We start from the raw sequence: 19,999 nt of genomic DNA, 5'->3' as shown, positions 1-19,999 counted from the left end.
CCTGGCGGGCGCCTCAGGCCCCCTCTTCCGCCCAGGTCCGGATCAGCCAGTGGGCGATGGACAGCGCCGGCGGCACCTTCACCCCGTCGGGATGCCGGTCGGCGAGCATGAGGCGCACCTCTTCGCGCGTGAACCACCGGCAGTCGTCGAGCTCGGTCGCGTCCATGACGATCTCCCGGCTCCTGGCCCGGCCGTGACAGCCGATCATCAACGAGGCCGGAAACGGCCAGGGTTGGCTGGCCATATAGGTGACTTCGCCAACATGGATACCTGCCTCCTCGAAGACCTCGCGGCGCACCGCCTCCTCGGCGGTCTCCCCCGGCTCGATGAAACCGGCAAGCGTCGAGTAGACGCCTTCCGGCAGCCGGGGCGAGCGCCCCATCAGGCAGTCCTCGCCATCAGTGACGAGCATGATCGCCACCGGGTCCGTGCGTGGAAAATGCAGGGCCTCGCAGGAGGGACAGTCGCGGCGATAGCCGCCCTGGGTCATCTCGCTCCTTGTCCCGCAGCGGGCGCAGAAGCGGTGCGTCGCGTGCCAGTGCAGCAGGCTGCTGGCCTGGGCAAGCAGACCGAGGTGTCCCGGCGCGACACGCCCCTCGCGCGCCAGCGTGCGCAGGTCTATCGCCACGAATTCGGGATGCGCTGCCTCGAGATCTTCGACGTTCCGGGCGAGCGGCGCGGCAAAGATGGGTGCCCGATCATGGTTGCGAAAACCAAGAAGCACCATCTCGCCCGCGTCCGCGCCCAGCGCATCGGCGGTGGCGCGCTCCAGAAGGAACTCGGTTTCCGCGCTGCCGGCCTTGACGGTCAGCACACGCCCTTCGGCGAAGATCACGAAACGGGCCGCCGCGCTGTCACGGTGCGCCGCGAGCCAGACCGCGTCGCCCCGATGCTCCGATTCGCGCTCGAGAGGGTTTCCGGTGAAGGCGAAGCCGGGATGGGCCTCGAAAAGGGGATGGTCGCTCATGCAGTGATCCGTGTTTTCGTTGGAACGCTCCGCGGAGCCGGGCGCGGGCAAAAGAAGCAAGAAAGCGGGGCGGACGGACAGGAGCGGGTCACGCGCCGCCCCGGCCGGCGATCACGGTCTCGATACCGCCCGCAATCAGACGGGCAAGCGCCTCGGCATTGCCGCGCGAATAGGGCTCCGCCCGGCCGTTGCCCCAGACCGGGCCGGGCCATGCCGCATCGCCCACCTTGCGGGCAATGACATGCACATGCAGCTGGGAGACCATGTTGCCGAGGTTGGCGACATTCAGCTTGTCGCAGCCGGTCGCCGCCTTGAGTGCCTCGCTGACGAGGGCGATCTCCTCCATGAGGACGGCGCGCTCGGCGGCATCGAGGTCGACAATTTCCGTAAGCCCGTCGCGGCGCGGCATCATCAGCAGCCAGGGGAACCGCGCGTCGCGCATCAGCCTGACCGCGCACAGCGGCAGGTCGCAGACGGAAAGGCTGTCCTCCTCAAGCCGGGGATCGAGATCGAAACCGGTTTTCGCCACTGTATCGCTCCCTGTTTCGCGGCCCGGGCATCGGCCGATCGACCGCACTATAGCCGCGACAGCGCGTCGCACCAGCCCCGCCACCAAACCGCGTTCGGCGCTTTTAGCGTTGACGTTGCAGGGGAGCCGTTGCAATCGGAAAGCGGGAGACATCAAGGGAGGACGCACGATGCTGCCATCGGCGGAAAGCTATGACGAGCTGTGCGCGGCATTTCGCTGGCAGGTGCCCGAGCGCTACAACATCGGCCACGACATCTGCGACAAGTGGGCGGAACGCGACCCGGCACGCATCGCCCTCGTCTGCATCGCGGAGGACGGCACCCGCGAGGAGGTGAGCTTCGCCGAGTTGAAGGCGCTCTCCAACCGCATCGCCAACCTCTTCGCACGTGACGGCGTTCGCCCCGGCGACCGGGTCGGCGTGCTGCTGCCGCAGGCGAAGGAAACCGCCGCCGCCCATATCGCGGCGCTGAAGCTCGGGGCCATCGCCATCCCGCTCTTCATGCTCTTCGGCGCGGAGGCGCTTGCCTTTCGTCTTGCAGACAGCGGCGCGCGCGCCGTCGTGACCAATGCCGGCGGCGCGGCCAAACTGGCGGCGCTCAGGGGCGAGCTTCCCGACCTCGCCCATGTCTACTCGATCGACGGCCCGGCTGCGGATGTCCACGATCTGCACGCAAGGCTTGGTGGAGAAAGCACGGATTTCACCGTCGCCGACACCGCCGCCGACGACCCGGCGATCCTGATCTACACGTCCGGCACGACCGGCCAGCCCAAGGGCGCGCTTCACGCCCACCGCGTTCTTCTCGGCCATCTGCCCGGCGTCGAGATGAGCCACGACCTCTTCCCGAAGCCCGGCGACCGAATCTGGACGCCGGCCGACTGGGCCTGGATCGGCGGCTTGCTCGACGTGCTGATGCCGGCCCTTCACCACGGGGTGACGGTGGTGGCGCGCCGGTTCGCGAAATTCACCGCGGAGGGCGCGTTCCGGCTGATCGCCGAGGAAAAGATCCGCAACGCCTTCCTGCCGCCGACGGCGTTGAAGATGATGCGCGCCCACGGCGCCCCGCCGGATGGGCTCTCCTTCGACATGCGGACCATCGCAAGCGGTGGCGAGACGCTGGGAACGGAACTGCTCGACTGGGGGCAGGCGGTCTTTGGCGTCACGATCAACGAGTTCTACGGTCAGACCGAGTGCAACATGATCGTCTCCTCCTGCTCCGCGCTGATGCAGGCAAGGCCCGGCATCATGGGGCGGGCGGCCCCAGGCCACGATCTGGCGATCGTCGACGTCTCCGGAACTCCTGTCCCCGACGGCACGCCCGGCATCGTCGGCGTGCGCAAGGGCGACCCCGTGATGTTCCTGCGCTACTGGAACAACGAACCAGCGACACAGGCGAAATTCGCCGGCGACCACCTGCTGACCGGCGACATGGCCGTGCGCGAGGCGGACGGCTGGCTACGCTTCATCGGGCGCGATGACGACGTCATCACGTCAGCCGGATACCGGATCGGCCCCGGCGAGATCGAAGATTGCCTGATCGGACACCCCGCGGTCGCCATGGCCGGCGTCATCGGCAAGCCCGACCCGCAGCGCACCGAGATCGTCATGGCCTATGTGGTTCTCGCCGAGGGTGTCGAACCCTCCGACGATCTTGCCAGGGCCTTGCAGGAGCACGTCAAGACACGGCTCGCGGCGCATGAGTATCCCCGCGAGATCGCCTTCGTCGAAACCCTGCCGATGACGACGACAGGCAAGATCATCCGCAAGGAGTTGCGGGCCCGCGCAGCGGGGACAGCTGGGACGGTTTGAGCGAAGGCGCGGATTTTTCCTTGCATCGGCGCGCGAGAATCCCGATATAGGGCGCGGGAGGTTGGTGGTGGACGAGCCACTCGCCAACCGGGTCAGGTCCGGAAGGAAGCAGCCCCAACGAGTCGCGGCACGGGTCACCGTGCCAGCCTCCCACCCTTTCCCTTCTCATCGGCGCTCTCGCGAAACTCCCATTTTCGCGAATCCCCTTGGCATCGCCCGGGGGAACGTGTCGTTGCGGGCAGGCTGTCCCCCGCTTGCGGGGAAATCTCGCCTCAGCGCGCGAATGCCCCTCAACATCGGCGGCCCGGGCCGCTAGTCTTGCGCCCATGGACGACGGTCTCACCACATCCGACGCGGCTCCGGCCGCCCCCGCCACCGGCTCCGCAAGGGATCCCGGCTATCAGGTGCTTGCGCGCAAGTACCGGCCGCAGACCTTCGACGATCTCGTCGGCCAGGAGCCGATGGTACAGACCCTGCGCAACGCCTTCGAGACCGGGCGCATCGCCCAGGCCTGGATGCTGACCGGCGTGCGCGGTGTCGGCAAGACGACGACGGCACGCATCCTGGCGCGGGGGCTCAATTACGAGATCCCAGGAGAGGCCGACCGGCCAACGGTCCGCCTGGACAAGCCCGGCCTGCACTGCGCCGCGATCATGGACGGGCGTCATGTCGACGTGATCGAGATGGACGCCGCCTCGCACACCGGCATCGACGACATCCGCGAGATCACCGACGCGGCGCGCTACCGGCCTGCGTCGGCGCGCTACAAGGTCTACATCATCGATGAGGTGCACATGCTCTCGAAGTCCGCGTTCAACGGACTTCTGAAGACGCTCGAGGAGCCGCCGGAGCATGTGAAGTTCATCTTCGCCACCACCGAAATCCGCAAGGTGCCGGTGACGGTGCTGTCGCGCTGCCAGCGTTTCGACCTGCGCCGCATCGATGCGGACAAGCTTGTCGGCCTGCTGCGGCGCATTTCGGACGCCGAAGGCATCGACATCGCCGACGAGGCGCTGGCCCTGGTCGCCCGCGCCGGCGAAGGCTCGGCCCGTGATTCGCTGTCGTTGCTCGACCAGACGATCGCGCATGGCGCCGGCAGTTCGGGCGGCGCCATCGACGCGGAGGCGGTGCGCTCGATGCTCGGCCTTGCCGACCGGGCGCGGGTGATCGACCTCTTCGAACACCTGATGAAGGGCGACGCGGCCGCGGCCATGGCCGAGTTCCGCGCGCAATACGACGTCGGCGCAGACCCGGTCGTGGTGCTCTCCGACCTGGCCGAATTCACCCATCTCGTGACCCGCCTCAAGATCGTGCCTTCTGCCGGCGACGAGGCGTCCGTGACGGAAAGCGAGCGCATGCGCGGGCGAGATCTCGCCAGCCGGCTGTCGCTGCGCCTCCTGTCGCGCACATGGCAGATGCTGCTGAAGGGCATCGCCGAGGTGCAGGCCGCGCCCAAGCCGCAGCTCGCCGCCGACATGGTGCTTGTCAGGATCGCCTATGCGGCGGACCTTCCCGACCCGGAAGATGCCCTGAAGCTGCTGCGCGGCGGCCAGACGCAGGCACTCGCGGCAAGCCTGCCGGAAGGTGCCGCCCCGCACGGCGCGCAAAGCAACGCCCCTGCCGGGGTTCGGGCCCCGACCACAGCCGCCGCCGACCATGGCGGCGGCGTGACGGCGCAGGGCCGCTCCGCGCCGTCCCCGGCCGCCTTCCCCGCATCACCGTCCGCCTCATTGCAGGAAGCGCCGACGACCGGCGCGACCGCCGACCGGCCGCCGCAGGGCTTCGAGCCTTCCGCCGCGCCCCGCTTCCAGGTTGTGGGCGGACGCGAGGCCGGCGGCGCAATGGCCGCGCGCACTCAGGAGATGGCGCAGCCGCAACCGCAGCCGGAGCTCCGAGCGGTGCCCCAGGCACCGCCGGCCGTGCAGCTCGCCTCTCTGGCGGATTGCGCGGCGCTTGCCGCGGAACGGCGCGATATCCGGCTCAAGGTGGATATCGAGCGACGCATGCGGCTCGTGCGCTTCGAACCCGGGCGCATCGAGTTCCAGCCAGCCGGCGATTCCGATCCCGATCTCGCCGGCCGCCTCGGCCGCAAGCTTTCCGAATGGACGGGCATGCGCTGGATCGTCAGCGTGTCGCGCACGCAGGGCCGGCCGACACTGTACGAGGAACGCGAGGCGAACCGTCACCAGCTGGTTTCCGACGCCAAGGCCGAACCGGCGGTTGCCGCGCTTCTGTCCGCCTTTCCCGGCGCCAAGGTTGTCGACGTGCGCGTGACCGCGATGGAAGAAGAACCGCTCGGTCCCGGCCTTGACACGGACGCCGGCGAGGACGACATCGACCCCGACATGTGATCGACCGGCCAAGCGCGCTGGCCGCAGGAAAACAGGAACCGGCACCCAGGAGGCCGGCGAAGGAGACGTCCGATGGACATTATGAAGATGATGAAGCAGGCGAAGCAGATGCAGGAGCGCATGGGCTCACTGCAGGAAGAGGTCGCCGCCCTCACCGTCGACGGACAGGCCGGCGCCGGCATGGTCACCGTGACGCTCAACGGCAAGGGCGAACTCAAGGCGGTGAGAATCGATCCCTCGCTCGCCAAGGAAGACGAGGTCGAGATCCTCGAGGACCTGATCCTCGCCGCCCATCAGGACGCCAAGGCCAAGGCCGACCAGATGATGCAGGAAAAGACCCAGGAACTGATGGGTGGCCTCGGTCTGCCGGCCGGCTTCAAGCTGCCGTTCTGAGCCAGCCGAGATGGTCAATCGCGCGGTCGCCGGTCCGGAAGTCGAGAAGCTGATCCAGTTGCTTGCCAGGTTGCCCGGGCTCGGTCCCCGCTCGGCGCGTCGCGCCGCCCTGCACCTGATCAAGAAGAAGGACCAGCTGCTCGTGCCGCTGGCCCAGGCGATGGGCGTTGCCGCCGACAGGGTCACCGTGTGCTCGACCTGCGGCACGGTCGACACCATCGACCCTTGCACGATCTGCTCGGACCCGCGCCGCGACGGCACGACCATCGTCGTCGTCGAGGACGTTGCGGACCTGTGGGCGCTCGAGCGCGCCAGCGCGCTCGACTGTCGCTATCATGTGCTGGGCGGCACGCTGTCGCCGCTCGACGGCGTCGGCCCCGACGATCTTACCATCGACAAGCTGATCGAACGCGTTGCCCATGGCGGCGTCAGTGAGGTGGTTCTCGCGGTGAATGCCACGGTCGAGGGTCAGACCACCGCGCATTACATCACCGACCGGCTGCGCGGGCTCGACGTCAAGGTCACCCGTCTTGCCCATGGCGTGCCCGTCGGCGGCGAACTGGACTATCTCGACGAGGGCACTCTCACCCAGGCCCTGAAGGCGCGTACGACCTTCTGACGGCAGGTTTGCCCGCTCCCCCCCTTCATCGGCGCCGGCGGCGCGGCTAGACTGGCCGAGCCAAGGCGCGCGCCCGCGTGCCGCAGACCGGAGACGCCATGCGCCCCCTTGCCCCGCTCGCCCTTGCCGCGATCCTCGCATTCGGCCTTGCCGCTGCCACGGCGCAGGCACAGTCGGGCCCGGACGCCGGCTTCAACGCGTTCCTCTCTCGAAAGATCGTGCCGGCGGCGCGCAAGGCCGGCGTGCCGGCCGGGGTCATCCAGCGCGAGCTTGCCGGACTTTCCCCCGACACCTCGCTCCCGGGCCTTGGCGACCCCGACAAGCCCGAGCGGCCGGCGGCAGTCAACTACCAGTCCGAATTCCGTGCGCCCGGCGGGTATTTCCGTGACAGCCAGTTCAACGCGCTGGTAGCCCGGGGGCGGGCGCTGGCCTCCCAGCATGCGGCGACGCTCCGGCGCATCGAGGCGCAATACGGCGTGCCGGGACGCATCGTGCTCGCGATCTGGGCGCGCGAGTCGGGCTACGGCGCGGCCAGGATCCCCAAGGACGCGCTGCGCACGCTCGCCACGCGCGCCTATATGGGCGAGCGGCGCGACCTTTTCGCCGAAGAGACCGTCGCTGCCCTGCGGATCCTCGCCGAAGGCCATATTTCTCGCGCCGAGATGAAGAGTTCCTGGGGCGGCGCGCTCGGCCAGCCGCAATTCCTGCCCTCCAGCTTCCTGCGTCTTGCCGTCGACTTTGACGGCGACGGCAAGCGAGACATCTGGCGCTCGGTGCCCGATACGCTCGCCTCCATCGCGAATTATCTCGCCTGGCACGGCTGGGTGAGGGCGCGCGACTGGGGCTATGAAGCGGTCGTGCCGCCCACCGTCTCCTGCTCTCGCGAGGGCCCCGACCGGGGCCAGCCGATCTCTGCCTGGGTGGCGGAGGGTGTCACCCGCGTGAAGGACAGGCCCTTCCCCGCGCCCGAGCTGTCTCAGCCGGGTTTCCTCCTGATGCCGGCCGGGCGCTACGGCCCGACCTTCATCGCCACAGACAATTTCTACGTGCTCAAGGCCTACAACGAATCCGACGTCTACGCCCTGTTCGTCGGCCATCTCGCCGACCGCTATGGCAACAATGCGAGCTTCGTGCAGGGCTGGCGCGCGGTAAAGACGCGCTCACGCGGCGCGGTGCGCGATCTCCAGCTCGAACTGGAGAGGAAAGGCCATGATGTCGGTGGCGCGGATGGGCTCATCGGCTTCAAGACCCGCCGCACGCTCGGGCTGGAACAGGAGAAGGCCGGGAAGTCGGCAACCTGCTGGCTGGAGTGAACGGTTCACACCGTCGGTGCTTGTGCCGCAATCGTGTTTGGGTACGATGTGGGTGCTTCACGTCCATTCAGGGGGGTATTCATTGTGAAAATTATTGGGATCCTGATTTGCAGCCTTCTGGCTCTCGCCTCTTTCGACGCCGCGCAGGCCGCGCCTGCCAGCATCAAGAGGCAACAGTGCCAGAACTTCTTCGACGGCCAGTACAAGGGCGCACGGAGGCCGAAGGCATTTGCCCTGAGCGCGGACGGCATGCGGTGCGGGGCGGCCTGGGGCCACCTTTCCAAGCAGGTGTCCCAGAAGGAAGCCCTGAGATACTGCACCTCCGAAGCGAAAAAGCACGGCGGCGGCAAGTGCAAGGTCATCGACATCCAGTGATGCCCTGACCTGTTTTCTCCGACACGAGAGATCCGCAGCGAGTGAGGGCGTGCCTTACGACCTCACTCGCTCACAATGCCCGTATCCGCCGCCTCAAGGCGGAAGGCGGCCGCCATCAGTGCCTTGGTGTAGTCCGTCTTCGGCGCATCGAAGATGTCGGCCGAAGGACCGGCCTCGACCACCTTGCCGGCGCGCATGACGATCACCTCGTTGGCGAGGGCGCGCACCACCTTCAGATCGTGCGAGATGAAGAGATAAGCCAGGCCGTGGCGCTTCTGCAGGTCGCGCAGGAGATCGACCACCTGTGCCTGCACACTCATGTCGAGCGCCGAGGTCGGCTCGTCGAGCATGACGAACTTCGGCTGCAGCACCATGGCGCGGGCGATGGAGATGCGCTGGCGCTGGCCGCCGGAGAACTCGTGCGGATAGCGGAAGCGGGTGTCCGCGTCGAGACCGACTTCCACAAGCGCCGCCGCGACGCGGGCGTCGCGCTGTTCCGCGGACAGATCGGCGTAGTGAACGGCAAGCCCCTCGCCGACGATATCGGCAACCGACATGCGCGGCGAAAGCGCGCCGAACGGATCCTGGAAGACAATCTGCATGTCACGGCGCAGTGGACGCATGTCCTTCCATGACAAGGTGTTGATGTCCTGCGCGCCGAAGCGGATCTGGCCGGTGGAGGAAATCATGCGCAACAGCGCCAGACCAAGCGTCGTCTTGCCCGATCCGGATTCCCCGACGATGCCGAGCGTCTGGCCCTCGCGCACGGTCACATCGATGCCGTCGACGGCCTTGACGTGGTCGACGGTGCGCCGGAGCAACCCGCGCCTGATCGGAAACCAGACCTTCACGTCCTTCGCCTCGACAACGACCGGGCGCGTCTCGTCGGTGACCGGCGGCTGGCCCTTCGGCTCGGCCGCCAGGAGATGCTGCGTATAGGGATGCTCGGGCGCGGTGAAGATGCGCTCGACCGGACCGCTTTCCACGATCTTGCCCTTTGTCATCACGCAGACCCTGTCGGCGATCTTGCGCACGATGCCAAGGTCGTGGGTGATGAACATCATGGCCATGCCGACGTCGCGCTGAATTTCCTTCAAAAGCTCCAGGATCTGCGCCTGTACGGTCACGTCCAGCGCCGTCGTCGGCTCGTCGGCGATCAGCAGGTCCGGTTCGTTCGCGAGCGCCATGGCGATCATGACACGCTGGCGCTGACCGCCGGAAAGCTGGTGCGGGTAGCTGGCGAGACGGGTTTCCGGATCGCGGATACCGACCTGGTGGAGCAGGTCCAGAACCCGGGCGCGCGCCTTGGTCTCGCCCATGCCGCGGTGGACCTTGAGCACCTCGGCAATCTGCTTTTCCACCGTGTGCAGCGGATTGAGCGAAGTCATCGGCTCCTGGAAGATCATCGAGATTTCGTTGCCGCGGATCTTCCTGAGGTCCGTCTCTCCGGCCTTGAGCACGTCGCGGCCCTTGAAGAGGATTTCGCCCGACGGATGCGACGCGGCCGGATAGGGCAGAAGACGCACGGTCGACAGCGCCGAGACGGACTTGCCCGAACCGCTCTCGCCGACGATCGCCAAGGTCTCGCCCTTCTCGATATCGAAGGAGATATGGTCGACAGCGGTCACGGTCGCGCCGTTCTGCGTGAAAGCCACGGAGAGGTCGCGTACGCACAGCAGCGGCTTTCCGCCCGCGGTCGCCTTGGTCGCAGTGGTGTTTTCGGTCGTCATGTCGGGCCTCACGAGAAGCTCTTGCGCGGGTCGAAGGCGTCGCGCACGGCCTCGCCGATGAAGATCAGAAGGCTGAGCATGGTCGAGATCACGATGAAACCGGTGATGCCGAGCCAGGGAGCCTGAAGGTTGTTCTTGCCCTGCGCCAGCATCTCGCCGAGCGATGCAGATCCGGGCGGCAGGCCGAAGCCGAGGAAATCGAGCGCGGTGAGCGTCGAGATCGAGCCGTTGAGGATGAAGGGCAGGAAGGTAAGCGTCGCCACCATCGCATTGGGCAGCAGGTGGCGCCACATGATGGTGCCATTGCCAACACCGAGGGCGCGCGCCGCCGTGACGTATTCGAAGTTGCGGGCACGCAGGAATTCGGCGCGTACCACACCGACAAGCGCCACCCAGGAGAAGGCGAGCAGGATGGTGAAGAGCGTCCAGAAGCCCGGGATCAGCACCGAGGACACGATGAGGATCAGGTAGAGCGTCGGGATCGCCGTCCAGATCTCGATGAACCGCTGGAACAGCAGGTCCACCCAGCCTCCATAGAAGCCCTGCACCGCGCCGGCGGCAACGCCGATGAACGAGGAAGCTATGGTCAGCGCCAGGCCGAAGAGCACAGAGATGCGGAAGCCGTAAACCAGCCGGGCGACCACATCACGTCCCTGGTCATCGGTGCCCAGCCAGTTCCAGTTGCCCATGACGCAATTGGGATCGTCGGCGCCCATGGGATAGCGGCTGCAGCGCTCGGCCTTGTCGAGCATCCACGACGGAGGAGCGGGCGCGGGCACCGGGATCTCGTTGTTGACCGTCCGGTACGAGTAGCGCACCGGCGGCCACAGCATCCAGCCGTTGGCGTTGATCTCGTCCTGGATAAAGGGATCGCGGTAGTCGGTGACGGCAAGGAAGCCGCCGAACTTCTCCTCCGGATAGTCGACGAAGACCGGGGCCAGAATCTCGCCGTTGTAGGAGACGAGGATCGGCCGGTCGTTGACCAGAAACTCCGCAAGGAGTGACAGGACAAAGAGCAGCAGGAACACCCAGAGCGACCAGAAGCCGCGCCGGTTCGCCTTGAAGTTCGACAGCCGCCGGCGGTTGATCGGCGAAAGCCAGCCGCGCTTCGGCAAGCGCACCGAAGCCGCCGCCGCGTCGGGCTCGGCGCCAATGGGCTGCGGCGCCGTGTCGGACATGTTCCGGTCCATCGGCTCAGACCTCCCTGCTCTCGAAATCGATGCGCGGATCGATCCAGGTGTAGGTCAGGTCGGAGATAAGGTTCACCAGCAGTCCCATGAGCGAGAAGATGTAGAGCGTGGCGAAGACCACCGCATAATCGCGGTTGATCACCGCCTCGAAACCAAGCAGGCCGAGCCCGTCGAGCGAGAAGATCGTCTCGATCAGCAGCGACCCGGCGAAGAAGGAGGAGATGAAGGCGCCGGGGAAACCGGCGATAACGATCAGCATGGCATTGCGGAAGACGTGGCCATAGAGCACCTGGCGCTCGCTCAGGCCCTTCGCCCGCGCCGTCTGGACGTATTGTTTGCGAATCTCGTCAAGGAACGAGTTCTTGGTAAGCAGCGTCACTGTGGCGAAAGCGGACAGCACCATGGCCGTGAGCGGCAGCGCAAGGTGCCAGAAATAGTCGAGGATCCGCGCCGGCCAGGACAATTGCTCCCAATTGTCGGACGTCAGGCCGCGCAAGGGGAACCAGTCCAGAAACGAGCCGCCAGCGAAGAGCACGATCAGCAGAACGGCGAAAAGGAACCCCGGGATGGCGTAGCCGACGACGATCACCGCCGATGTCCAGACATCGAAGCGGCTGCCGTCCTTCACCGCCTTGCGGATGCCGAGCGGAATGGAGATCGTATAGGAGATCAGCGTCATCCAGAGCCCGAGCGAGATCGAGACCGGCATCTTCTCGAGGATGAGGTCGAGCACGCCGATGTCGCGGAAATAGCTCTCGCCGAAGTCGAAGCGGGCGTAGTTCCAAAGCATGCCGAGAAACCGCTCGAGCGGCGGCTTGTCGAAGCCGAACTGCTTCTCCAGATCCTTGACGAACTCCGGATCGAGCCCCTGCGCGCCGCGGTACTTGGACGTGACCGAAGTGTCGCCACCCGCCTGCGCGCCGCCGCCGGAGAAGTCGCCGCCGCCGCCCGAGATGCGGGAGGTGGCGGACACGTCCGTGCCCTGTAGCTGGGCGATGACGCGCTCCACAGGTCCACCCGGCGCGAACTGGATGATGAGGAAGTTGATCGCCATGATTCCGATCAACGTCGGCACGATCAGCAGGAGCCGCCGCAGGATATAGGCGCCCATCTTATTGGCTGTCCTCGTCTAGCGTTTCGCTCCGGCGCAGGGCGCCGGTTGCACGGAAGGTCAGGAGCGGTCGGGTCACTCGACACCGGCCGCCTTGGCCCGCGCGCTGTCGTACCACCACTGCGCCTCGGGGGCGAAATCATATGCCGGCGGCTCGGCCACCCGGTCGAAGGCATCCCATGTGGCAACCGTATGAACGGGCTTGTACCACTGGGGAACCCAGTAGTAGCCGGCGCGCAGCACCCGGTCGAGCGCACGCGCGGCGATCTCCATTTCGTTGCGCGTCGGCGCATTGAGGGCGATGTCGATCAAAGCGTCGACCACCGGATCCGAGATGCCCGCGAGGTTGCCGCTGCCCGGCGTCGTCGCCGCGCTTGAGCTCAGCAGATCGCGGATCTCCTCGCCGAGCGTCGCACTCAAGGCGAAGCGACGGCCGACCATGTCGTAATCATAGTCGTTGATGCGCGACTGATACTGCGCGGGATCGACAACCCGGTAATTCGCGGTGATGCCGAGGCGTGCAAGGTTCTTGACGAAGGGCAGAGCCACCCGCTCGAAGGCCGTCGTGTTGGACAGCATCTCGAAGGTGAGGGGCTGGCCGCCGGGAAGCAGAAGCGTGCTTCCATCCCGCGTGCAGCCCGCCTCGCGCAGCAGCCTGTCCGCCTCGCGCAGCATCGTGCGGTCCTGCCCGGATCCGTCGGACACGGGCGCCATGACGGCCGGCCCGAAAGCGGCGGCGGGGATCTGCGAGCGGAACCGCTCCAGCAACACCATCTCCTCCGGCGTCGGCTCGCCCTGCGCAAGCATCGGCGAGTTCTGGAAAAACGACTGAGTGCGTGTGTAGGCACCATAGAAGAGCGCCTGATTCGACCATTCGAAATCGAAGACGAACCCGATCGCCTGGCGGATGCGCGGATCCTGGAACATCGGCCGACGGGTGTTGAGGAACCAGCCCTGTGCGCCGGCTGGCCGGCCGTCGGGAATTTCCTCGCGCGTCACCCGTCCATCCTCGACAGCAGGGAAATTGTACTCGGTCGCCCAGGTGCGGGCGGTGAACTCCTCGCGATAGGTGGTGACGCCCTTCTTGAAGGCCTCGAAATCCACCTGCCGGTCGCGGAAGAACTCCAGCCGGATGACATCGAAATTGAACATCCCGCGCGAGACGGGCAGGTCCGCTGCCCACCACGTCTTGACCCTTTCGTATTCGACGAAGCGGCCAACCTCATGCCGCCCGACCTTGTAGGGCCCGGAAGACAGCGGCGGGGTCAGCGTCGACTGCGCGAAATCGTAGCGTGTGTAATAGGCCTTGGAGAGGATCGGCATGCCTGCGACCGTCAGCGGCGCCTTGCGCGCCTGCCGTCCGGAGAAATGCACGGCCACGCGCGCGGTGTCGAGCGCACCCGCGCTCACCATCTCCGACAGCGCCTGGCGGATCGAGGGGTGCCCCATTTCCTTCAGCGTCGTCAGCGAAAAGGCAACATCCTCGGCCGTCAGCGGACTGTCGTCGTGAAACCGCGCTTCGGGGCGGATGTTGAAGACGTAGGTGTTGCCGTCGTCGGAGATCTCCACGCTTTCGGCGACAAGGCCATACATCGCGTCGGGCTCGTCGAGCGCGCGCACCATCAGCGTGTCGAAGCACAGCTCCATGCGCGGCGGAGCGTCGCCCTTCAGGATGAAGGTGTTGAAGGTGTTGAACGTCTGCGGGTTCTGGTTGAAGCCCCAGGAGGGCGCCGAAAAGACGAAACGGCCGCCCTTGGGCGCATCGCGCCCGACATAGTCGAACGCCTCGAACCCGGGCGGGTATTTCAGATCGCCGAAGACCGACAGGCCATGCACGGCCTTGCCCTGTTCAGTGGCGCGCGCCCGCCCGCCCGGCAGCATCAGCGCCACCGAAAGCGCCGCGGTGCCTGCAAGCAGCGTACGCCGATCGATCGTCGCACCATCCTTCATGCTGCTCGTTCCCTTCATCCCTTGTCTCCGATTCGTGCGGCCTTTTCGGCATCCCACCACCAGATTGAGGGAAAACCATGCGTGAATTCCGGCAATTTCGCAGGATGTGCGAACCTGTCCCAGCGGGCCGTGCGGTCGACGTCGGAATAGAACTGCGGCACCACATAGTGGTTCCACAGAAGGACACGGTCGAGCGCATGGGTCGCCGCCACAAGCTCCTCGCGGTCCTTGGCGAAAATGACGCGCTCGATCAGCTTGTCGACGGCCGGGTTCTTGATGCCCGCGTAGTTCTTCGATTGCGGCCGGTCGGCGGCATCCGAGCCCCAGAAGTCGCGCTGCTCGTTGCCGGGCGACAGGGATTGCGCCCAGACCAGCGTGGCCACGTCGAAGTCGCGATTCTGCACGCGGTTGATGTATTGCGGCACGTCGATGAGCCGGAGCACCGTCTTGACGCCGATGTTCTCCAGGTTCTTCGTGTAGGGAAGAAGCCCGCGTTCGGCCGAGCGATCATAGTAGATGAACTCGATCGAGAGCTGCTCGCCGGTCTTCTCGTCGACCATGCGCCCGCCGTCGAGCTTGTAACCCGCCTCGCGGAAGAGCCGCACCGCCTGGCGCAGGTTCTCGCGCACGTTCTGCGGGCTGCCGCCGACCGGGTTTTCATAAGGCTTGGTGAAAACTTCAGGCGGCACCTCGTCGCGCACCGTCTCCAGGATCTCCAGCTCCTTGCCAGTCGGCAGCCCTGAAGATGCGAGTTCCGTGCCGGCGAAATAGGAGCCGATGCGCTTGTGCAACCCCGCGGAGACGACGGCATTGGTCGTCTCGAAATCATAGGCGTAGTTCAGCGCTTCGCGGACCCGCGGGTCCTGAAATTTCTTGCGGCGCAGGTTGGGCACATAGGCCTGCATGCGTCCGACCGCCCGGCTCGGAAACTCCTCCAGAACCACATGCCCCTCGCGCACGGCGGGGAAATCATAGGCCTTGGACCAGACATTGGCGCTCGGCTCATCCCGGAAGTCGTACTGGTCACCCTTGAAGGCCTCCAGCTCGACGGCGGAATCGAGGAAAATATCGTAGCGAACCACGTCGAAATTATAAGACCCGACGCGCACCGGATGGTCCTTGGCCCAATAGTCGTCGACGCGCTCGTAGACGATGTTGCGCCCGGGATCGACGGAACGAATCCGGTAGGGGCCGGAGCCGAGCGGCGGCTCCAGCGTGCCGCGCGCGATGTCGCGCTTCGCGCCGCTGGCGTCCGTTCCCTCCCACCAGTGCTTCGGCAGCACCGGGAGCTGGCCGACGATCTTGGGCAGTTCCCGGTTGCCCGGAGCGTCGAACGTGAAGCGTACGGTGCGCTCGCCGACCTTCTCCAGGCTCTTGACGTGCCTGTAATAGAAGCCCTGGCTCGGATTGACCTCGATGAGCCTGTTGAAGCTCCAGATGACGTCGTCTGTGGTCACCGGCTCGCCATCATGCCAGCGCGCGCGCGGGTCCAGGCGGTACTCCGCCCAGGCATAGTCCTGGGGATAGCGCAACGCCTCCGCCAGCATACCGTAGTCGGCGTTGATGTCGGCCTCGTCGAGCGACGGCTCGAGCAGCGAATCATACATCAACCCGAGACCGGGCGCCGGATTGCCGCGCGACAGGATCGGATTGAGGGAATCAAAGCCCGTCGAAGCCGCGAGCCGCACCCTGCCCCCCTTGGGGGCATCGGGATTGACATAGTCGAAATGCTTGAAGCCCTCGGAATACCGAGGCTCGCCGGTCAGCGCCGCTGCATGCCGCCATGCCGGTTCTTCTTCGGCACTGGCCGAAGACGCAATCAGGCTCAACGAGAGGGCAAGCGCCGCGCAGGCGGCGACCCCGGTCCGGCGAAGGAAGGCATCGAGGCGCGGAGCGAACGGAAATGTCAGAGGATGCGGCATGGCGATGGGTAGGGTCCCCTTCCTGTGGGCCTGCCCCGACCGGCGCGGCGGCCGGGGGGCGGGTCCTCGCGTCACGAGCTTTGCTATCGTTCGAGTGTAGGGATTTCAGGCGCGCACCGACAGCGCCGAAACGAAAGATGACCAAAGTTTAATCGAACCAACGCGATCGAAACACTCTGGCGCGGCCCGCCTGCCCCCGGTCAGGCCGCGTTGCTCTTTTCGAGATACATGCGCCGATCGGCGAGTTCCAGGATCCCCGAGATGGTTCCCGCGTCATCCGGATAGCCGGCGAAACCAACGCTTGCACGGACCGTGATGCGCTTCTCACCGACAACCACCGGCTCGCAGACGACGTCGCGCAGGCGCTCGGCGACCGACTTCGCCTTGAGCTCGGCAAGATTGCCCGGGACCACGACCACGAACTCATCGCCGCCAACGCGCGCGACCGTATCGGTCTCGCGCGTGAAAACACTCAACCGCCGTCCAATCTCGCGCAGCAGCGCATCCCCGACCGCATGGCCATGGGTGTCGTTGATCGGTTTGAAGTGGTTCAGATCAACGAAGAACACGCAAAAGCCCACGTTCGTGCGCTCCCTGCGCGCGGCAAGATGGTGCAGCCTTTTCTCCAGGAAGCGTCGGTTCGGCAGGCCGGTCAGCTCATCCTGGTGGGCCATGATGCGCGCGCGCTGCTGGGCAAACATCGCAAGGCCCGCCAGGAGCGCCATCACGCCAGTCGCGCCGCCACCCGCGATCAGGGCCAGCACACGGTCGCGCGACATGGTCGGCCAGCCGCCGGCAGGTGTTGCGGCAAGCTCCCAGTCGCCAGCAGGCGACGCAACGGCGAGACGTACCGCGTCGGCGTCGAACAGCGCGGCGTCGCCCAGAAGCACCGTGCCACCCGCCAAACCGGTCTCTCCGCCATTCGCGATCACGGAACGGATCGCCACCTGATAACCCCCGTCCTCGGCGCGGATGCCGGCGGACGTCAGGATGCCGTCGAAGTCGACCATCACCGTCGCAACGCCCCGATAGGCGCGATCGACCCAGAGCAGGGAATCATCCTCGGCGACAAGGATCGGCGCGCGGGCAATGATCGTCCGGCTGCCACCATCCAGCGAATAGGGCCCGGAGATCAGCGCCTTGCGTCGGCGCGACGCCTCCTCGACCGTCTTGAGGTCGAGGGGATCGGACGTCAGGTCGCGGCCAAGCACGTCGAGGTTTCCGTAGAGCGGATAGGTGAAGCTCACGACATTGTCGGGCGCGAGCGTCATACGGCGCACATTGCTGTTGAGCGCAGCCGTCTCCTCGGCGAAACGGCGGAACTGTCCGGGCGAAAGATCGCCATTGATCGCGGCGAAACTCGCAAGCCCCTGGGCGATGTAAAGAGTGCCGCTCAGTTCACCCTCAAGGCGCGCGCGCAATTCCGAGAGGCGCGCGAGCGTCTCGTGCTCCATGCGCTCGCGCTCCGTCACGCCGAGCAAGTGTGCGACATAGCCCGTGACGGCAATGCCGATCGCAGCCACGACAAGAAGCACGGCGACAAGCGGAATATGCTTGCAGGCGCCCCTGCCTGACACTCCGATAACGGAGTGACGCTTCATCTACCCCTCCCTTGACGCGCATGCTCCTGCAAACCTCGATGCGCCGGGTCCTGCCCAGACCCGGATTGCACGATGGCGCGTCCCAAAACTGACGCCGAGACAAAACACCAGAAACCGGTGTTTCAGCGATCAGGCGTCCCCACACAATAGTTTGTCAAAATAGCTTGCAATCAAGTTTACGCAGCGTCCTCCTCGCCGCTTCCCACCAACGGCAAAGCCGCCGCATTCAAAAAAAGGCCGGGGCATGCCCGGCCTTTGTTCTGCATATCCAAGAGACTGATCTGGCCTTACTGGGCCGGAGCGGTCTGGGTCTCGCCGGCAGGGGCTTCCGTGGCGGGTGCTTCGGTAGCAGGAGCCTCGGCAGCGGGGGCTTCGGTAGCCGGCGCCTCGGTAGCAGGAGCTTCGGCTGCAGGAGCCTCGGCAGCCGGCGCCTCGGTAGCGGGGGCTTCAGCTGCAGGAGCCTCGGCAGCGGGAGCCTCGGTAGCCGGCGCGGCGGCTTCCGGCTCGGGCAACGGCTGCGGATTGTCGCTGAGCGTGCGCAGATAGGCGATCAGGTTGGCGCGGTCGCCCGGCTTGCGCATGCCGGCATAGCCCATGGCGGTGCCGGGAACGAGATCCTTCGGCTTCGTCAGGAAGTGATCGAGCTCATCGTAGGTCCACTCGCCGACTTCATCGCCATAGGCGACCATGGCGTTGGAATAGCGGAAGCCCTCGCGGCCACCCGGCTTGCGACCGAGAATGCCCCACAGCTCCGGGCCGACCTTGTTGGGGCCGCCCTTGGAGAAATCGTGACAGGCGGCGCAGGCGCGCGTTAGCTTCTCGCCGTCCTCGGCGGAGGCGCTGGCCAGGCGAACCGCGATCGGCTCAACCTGAGGCTCGTCCGCGGCGGGAGCACCGCCTTCTTCTCCACCAGCCTCGGCGACGACAATCTCGAAGCCCGGCTTCTCCGGCTCATGCCGCTCGAAGAGGATTTCCGAGAGAATGCCGAGTCCCATCGTCAGGAGAAGGACGAAGAGGACCGCGCCGGCGATCGTGTTTAGCTTGGCAGAGTTCATTCCCGCTGGCTCCAACTCTAGTCTATTGCGGCGCGGCCACGTTCAGGGACCCCTGTCAGGCATGCCCATGACGAGAGGGCCCCGCGCAACGCAGCGCGTGGTGAAAAAGTCGCCGGAAACTACAAAGTTTTTGACGCCCGTGTCCATAGCTTTAAAAGAGCAATCGATGATACAAATGATCGCAGCTGATTTTCCCGGGAAAGTCACGTTTTTCGCACCTTTCCCGGCGCCCGCCGAGACCGCTTCCCCGATGCCCCCCAAGCGGCGGGCGCGGGTGGGTTTTTCCGTGCCTGCTGCGATGTCGTCCACCGTGAAGGAACTTTCGTGATCCGAGCCCTTGTCGTCATTCCGGCGCGAATGGCATCGTCGCGTCTTCCCGACAAGCCTCTCGCCGACATTGCCGGGAAACCGATGATCGCCCATGTTCTCGCGCGCGGCGAGGAGGCCGGGATCGGCCCGGTCGTCGTCGCCTGCGATGACCCGCGCATCCGCGATGCGGTGGAAGCGGCGGGCGGGCGGGCCGTGCTGACCGATCCCGACCTTGCCAGCGGCTCTGATCGCGTCTGCGCCGCCGTCCGCAGCATCGACCCGGACGGTGAATTCGACGTGGTGCTGAACCTGCAAGGGGATGTTCCCCTGATCGATCCCGAAGCGATCCGCGCCACCTTCGCGCCGCTGCGGGACCCAGCCGTCGATATCGGCACGATCGCGACCGAAATCCGCACGGAGGCGGGCCGCACCGACCCGGGCATGGTCAAGACCATCGGCACGCCAGTCGACGAGAACCGCCTGCGGGCGCTCTATTTCACCCGCGCGACGGCGCCGAGCGGACCGGGGCCGCTCTACCAGCACATTGGCCTCTATGCCTATCGCCGCGCGGCGCTGGAGCGCTTCGTCGCACTGCCGCCCTCCACCCTCGAGCGCCGGGAGAGCCTGGAGCAGCTGCGTGCGCTGGAGGCGGGCATGCGCATCGACGTCAGCCTGATCGACTCGACGCCCATGGACGTCAACACGCCTGCCGACCTCGACGCCGTGCGCGCCGTCCTCGGTCACCGCACCACCACCCGACACTCCTGACAAGCTGGT

Annotated in this window: 16 protein-coding genes and 1 other RNA gene; 8 read left to right on the top strand and 9 right to left on the bottom strand. The window is 66.2% G+C overall.

Going from position 1 to position 19,999, the window contains the following annotated elements:
• Nucleotides 1–13: 13 nt before the first annotated feature.
• Entirely contained in the window at nucleotides 14–967 is a 954-nt protein-coding gene (gene nudC / locus ACN0WF_RS06045) for an NAD(+) diphosphatase (RefSeq protein ID WP_417771901.1), read from the bottom strand.
• Between the two features lie 88 nt (nucleotides 968–1,055).
• Nucleotides 1,056–1,496 carry an HIT domain-containing protein gene (locus tag ACN0WF_RS06040; RefSeq protein WP_417771900.1) on the bottom strand — a complete coding sequence of 147 codons (441 nt, stop codon included), beginning with the start codon at nucleotides 1,494–1,496 and terminating at the stop codon, nucleotides 1,056–1,058.
• A 169-nt stretch (nucleotides 1,497–1,665) separates the two neighbouring features.
• Here ACN0WF_RS06040 and ACN0WF_RS06035 point away from each other — a divergent pair, with 169 nt between their 5' ends.
• From ACN0WF_RS06035 to ACN0WF_RS06005, 7 genes are all read left to right on the top strand, one after another.
• Complete coding sequence (locus tag ACN0WF_RS06035) at nucleotides 1,666–3,303, top strand: acyl-CoA synthetase (protein WP_417771899.1); 1,638 nt, start codon at nucleotides 1,666–1,668, stop codon at nucleotides 3,301–3,303.
• Between the two features lie 56 nt (nucleotides 3,304–3,359).
• An RNA gene (gene ffs / locus ACN0WF_RS06030) (signal recognition particle sRNA small type) lies at nucleotides 3,360–3,457 on the top strand.
• Nucleotides 3,458–3,629: 172 nt separating this feature from the next.
• The gene (locus ACN0WF_RS06025; protein ID WP_417771898.1) at nucleotides 3,630–5,654 is read left to right on the top strand and encodes a DNA polymerase III subunit gamma/tau; all 2,025 of its coding nucleotides are present in this window, start codon (nucleotides 3,630–3,632) and stop codon (nucleotides 5,652–5,654) included.
• 72 nt (nucleotides 5,655–5,726) lie between these two features.
• Entirely contained in the window at nucleotides 5,727–6,047 is a 321-nt protein-coding gene (locus tag ACN0WF_RS06020; RefSeq protein WP_417771897.1) for a YbaB/EbfC family nucleoid-associated protein, read from the top strand.
• 10 nt (nucleotides 6,048–6,057) lie between these two features.
• Nucleotides 6,058–6,666: a recombination mediator RecR gene (gene recR / locus ACN0WF_RS06015; RefSeq protein WP_417771896.1), complete on the top strand. Its 609-nt coding sequence runs from the start codon at nucleotides 6,058–6,060 to the stop codon at nucleotides 6,664–6,666.
• Between the two features lie 98 nt (nucleotides 6,667–6,764).
• Nucleotides 6,765–7,979: a lytic murein transglycosylase gene (locus ACN0WF_RS06010; protein WP_417771895.1), complete on the top strand. Its 1,215-nt coding sequence runs from the start codon at nucleotides 6,765–6,767 to the stop codon at nucleotides 7,977–7,979.
• 48 nt (nucleotides 7,980–8,027) lie between these two features.
• Nucleotides 8,028–8,354 (top strand): hypothetical protein, encoded by a 327-nt coding sequence (locus ACN0WF_RS06005; RefSeq protein WP_417771894.1) that lies wholly within the window; start codon nucleotides 8,028–8,030, stop codon nucleotides 8,352–8,354.
• Nucleotides 8,355–8,416: 62 nt separating this feature from the next.
• Here ACN0WF_RS06005 and ACN0WF_RS06000 read toward each other — a convergent pair whose 3' ends face one another.
• From ACN0WF_RS06000 to ACN0WF_RS05970, 7 genes are all read right to left on the bottom strand, one after another.
• The gene (locus ACN0WF_RS06000; RefSeq protein ID WP_417771893.1) at nucleotides 8,417–10,084 is read right to left on the bottom strand and encodes an ABC transporter ATP-binding protein; all 1,668 of its coding nucleotides are present in this window, start codon (nucleotides 10,082–10,084) and stop codon (nucleotides 8,417–8,419) included.
• A gap of 8 nt (nucleotides 10,085–10,092) precedes the next feature.
• Nucleotides 10,093–11,262: an ABC transporter permease gene (locus tag ACN0WF_RS05995; RefSeq protein ID WP_417771892.1), complete on the bottom strand. Its 1,170-nt coding sequence runs from the start codon at nucleotides 11,260–11,262 to the stop codon at nucleotides 10,093–10,095.
• A 16-nt stretch (nucleotides 11,263–11,278) separates the two neighbouring features.
• On the bottom strand, nucleotides 11,279–12,385 hold the full coding sequence (locus ACN0WF_RS05990) for a microcin C ABC transporter permease YejB (RefSeq protein ID WP_417771891.1): 1,107 nt from the start codon (nucleotides 12,383–12,385) through the stop codon (nucleotides 11,279–11,281).
• A gap of 75 nt (nucleotides 12,386–12,460) precedes the next feature.
• Nucleotides 12,461–14,353, bottom strand: coding sequence for an extracellular solute-binding protein (locus ACN0WF_RS05985; RefSeq protein ID WP_417771890.1), 1,893 nt, complete (start codon nucleotides 14,351–14,353; stop codon nucleotides 12,461–12,463).
• Entirely contained in the window at nucleotides 14,350–16,257 is a 1,908-nt protein-coding gene (locus tag ACN0WF_RS05980; protein ID WP_417771889.1) for an extracellular solute-binding protein, read from the bottom strand. The genes ACN0WF_RS05985 and ACN0WF_RS05980 overlap by 4 nt, the downstream gene beginning before the upstream one ends.
• A gap of 200 nt (nucleotides 16,258–16,457) precedes the next feature.
• Nucleotides 16,458–17,858, bottom strand: a complete 1,401-nt coding sequence (locus ACN0WF_RS05975; RefSeq protein WP_417771888.1) for a diguanylate cyclase — start codon at nucleotides 17,856–17,858, stop codon at nucleotides 16,458–16,460.
• Nucleotides 17,859–18,145: 287 nt separating this feature from the next.
• The gene (locus tag ACN0WF_RS05970; protein ID WP_417771887.1) at nucleotides 18,146–18,913 is read right to left on the bottom strand and encodes a c-type cytochrome; all 768 of its coding nucleotides are present in this window, start codon (nucleotides 18,911–18,913) and stop codon (nucleotides 18,146–18,148) included.
• 324 nt (nucleotides 18,914–19,237) lie between these two features.
• Between ACN0WF_RS05970 and ACN0WF_RS05965 the strand changes: the two genes are divergently transcribed.
• Complete coding sequence (locus ACN0WF_RS05965; protein WP_417771886.1) at nucleotides 19,238–19,990, top strand: 3-deoxy-manno-octulosonate cytidylyltransferase; 753 nt, start codon at nucleotides 19,238–19,240, stop codon at nucleotides 19,988–19,990.
• Nucleotides 19,991–19,999: the final 9 nt, after the last annotated feature.

Source organism: Stappia sp., assembly GCF_048268045.1.
GTDB lineage: Bacteria > Pseudomonadota > Alphaproteobacteria > Rhizobiales > Stappiaceae > Stappia.
This window is presented reverse-complemented; position numbering and strand designations above follow the sequence as displayed.

Bases quoted from the DNA above. Each gene is read 5' to 3' on its own strand.
- recR (WP_417771896.1), top strand. From the start codon at position 6,058: ATGGTCAATCGCGCGGTCGCCGGTCCGGAAGTCGAGAAGCTGATCCAG.
- ACN0WF_RS05975 (WP_417771888.1), bottom strand. From the start codon at position 17,858: ATGAAGCGTCACTCCGTTATCGGAGTGTCAGGCAGGGGCGCCTGCAAG.
- ACN0WF_RS05995 (WP_417771892.1), bottom strand. From the start codon at position 11,262: ATGTCCGACACGGCGCCGCAGCCCATTGGCGCCGAGCCCGACGCGGCG.
- ACN0WF_RS06025 (WP_417771898.1), top strand. From the start codon at position 3,630: ATGGACGACGGTCTCACCACATCCGACGCGGCTCCGGCCGCCCCCGCC.
- ACN0WF_RS06035 (WP_417771899.1), top strand. From the start codon at position 1,666: ATGCTGCCATCGGCGGAAAGCTATGACGAGCTGTGCGCGGCATTTCGC.
- ACN0WF_RS06000 (WP_417771893.1), bottom strand. From the start codon at position 10,084: ATGACGACCGAAAACACCACTGCGACCAAGGCGACCGCGGGCGGAAAG.
- nudC (WP_417771901.1), bottom strand. From the start codon at position 967: ATGAGCGACCATCCCCTTTTCGAGGCCCATCCCGGCTTCGCCTTCACC.
- ACN0WF_RS05990 (WP_417771891.1), bottom strand. From the start codon at position 12,385: ATGGGCGCCTATATCCTGCGGCGGCTCCTGCTGATCGTGCCGACGTTG.
- ACN0WF_RS05970 (WP_417771887.1), bottom strand. From the start codon at position 18,913: ATGAACTCTGCCAAGCTAAACACGATCGCCGGCGCGGTCCTCTTCGTC.
- ACN0WF_RS05980 (WP_417771889.1), bottom strand. From the start codon at position 16,257: ATGCCGCATCCTCTGACATTTCCGTTCGCTCCGCGCCTCGATGCCTTC.
- ACN0WF_RS05985 (WP_417771890.1), bottom strand. From the start codon at position 14,353: ATGAAGGGAACGAGCAGCATGAAGGATGGTGCGACGATCGATCGGCGT.
- ACN0WF_RS06020 (WP_417771897.1), top strand. From the start codon at position 5,727: ATGGACATTATGAAGATGATGAAGCAGGCGAAGCAGATGCAGGAGCGC.
- ACN0WF_RS06010 (WP_417771895.1), top strand. From the start codon at position 6,765: ATGCGCCCCCTTGCCCCGCTCGCCCTTGCCGCGATCCTCGCATTCGGC.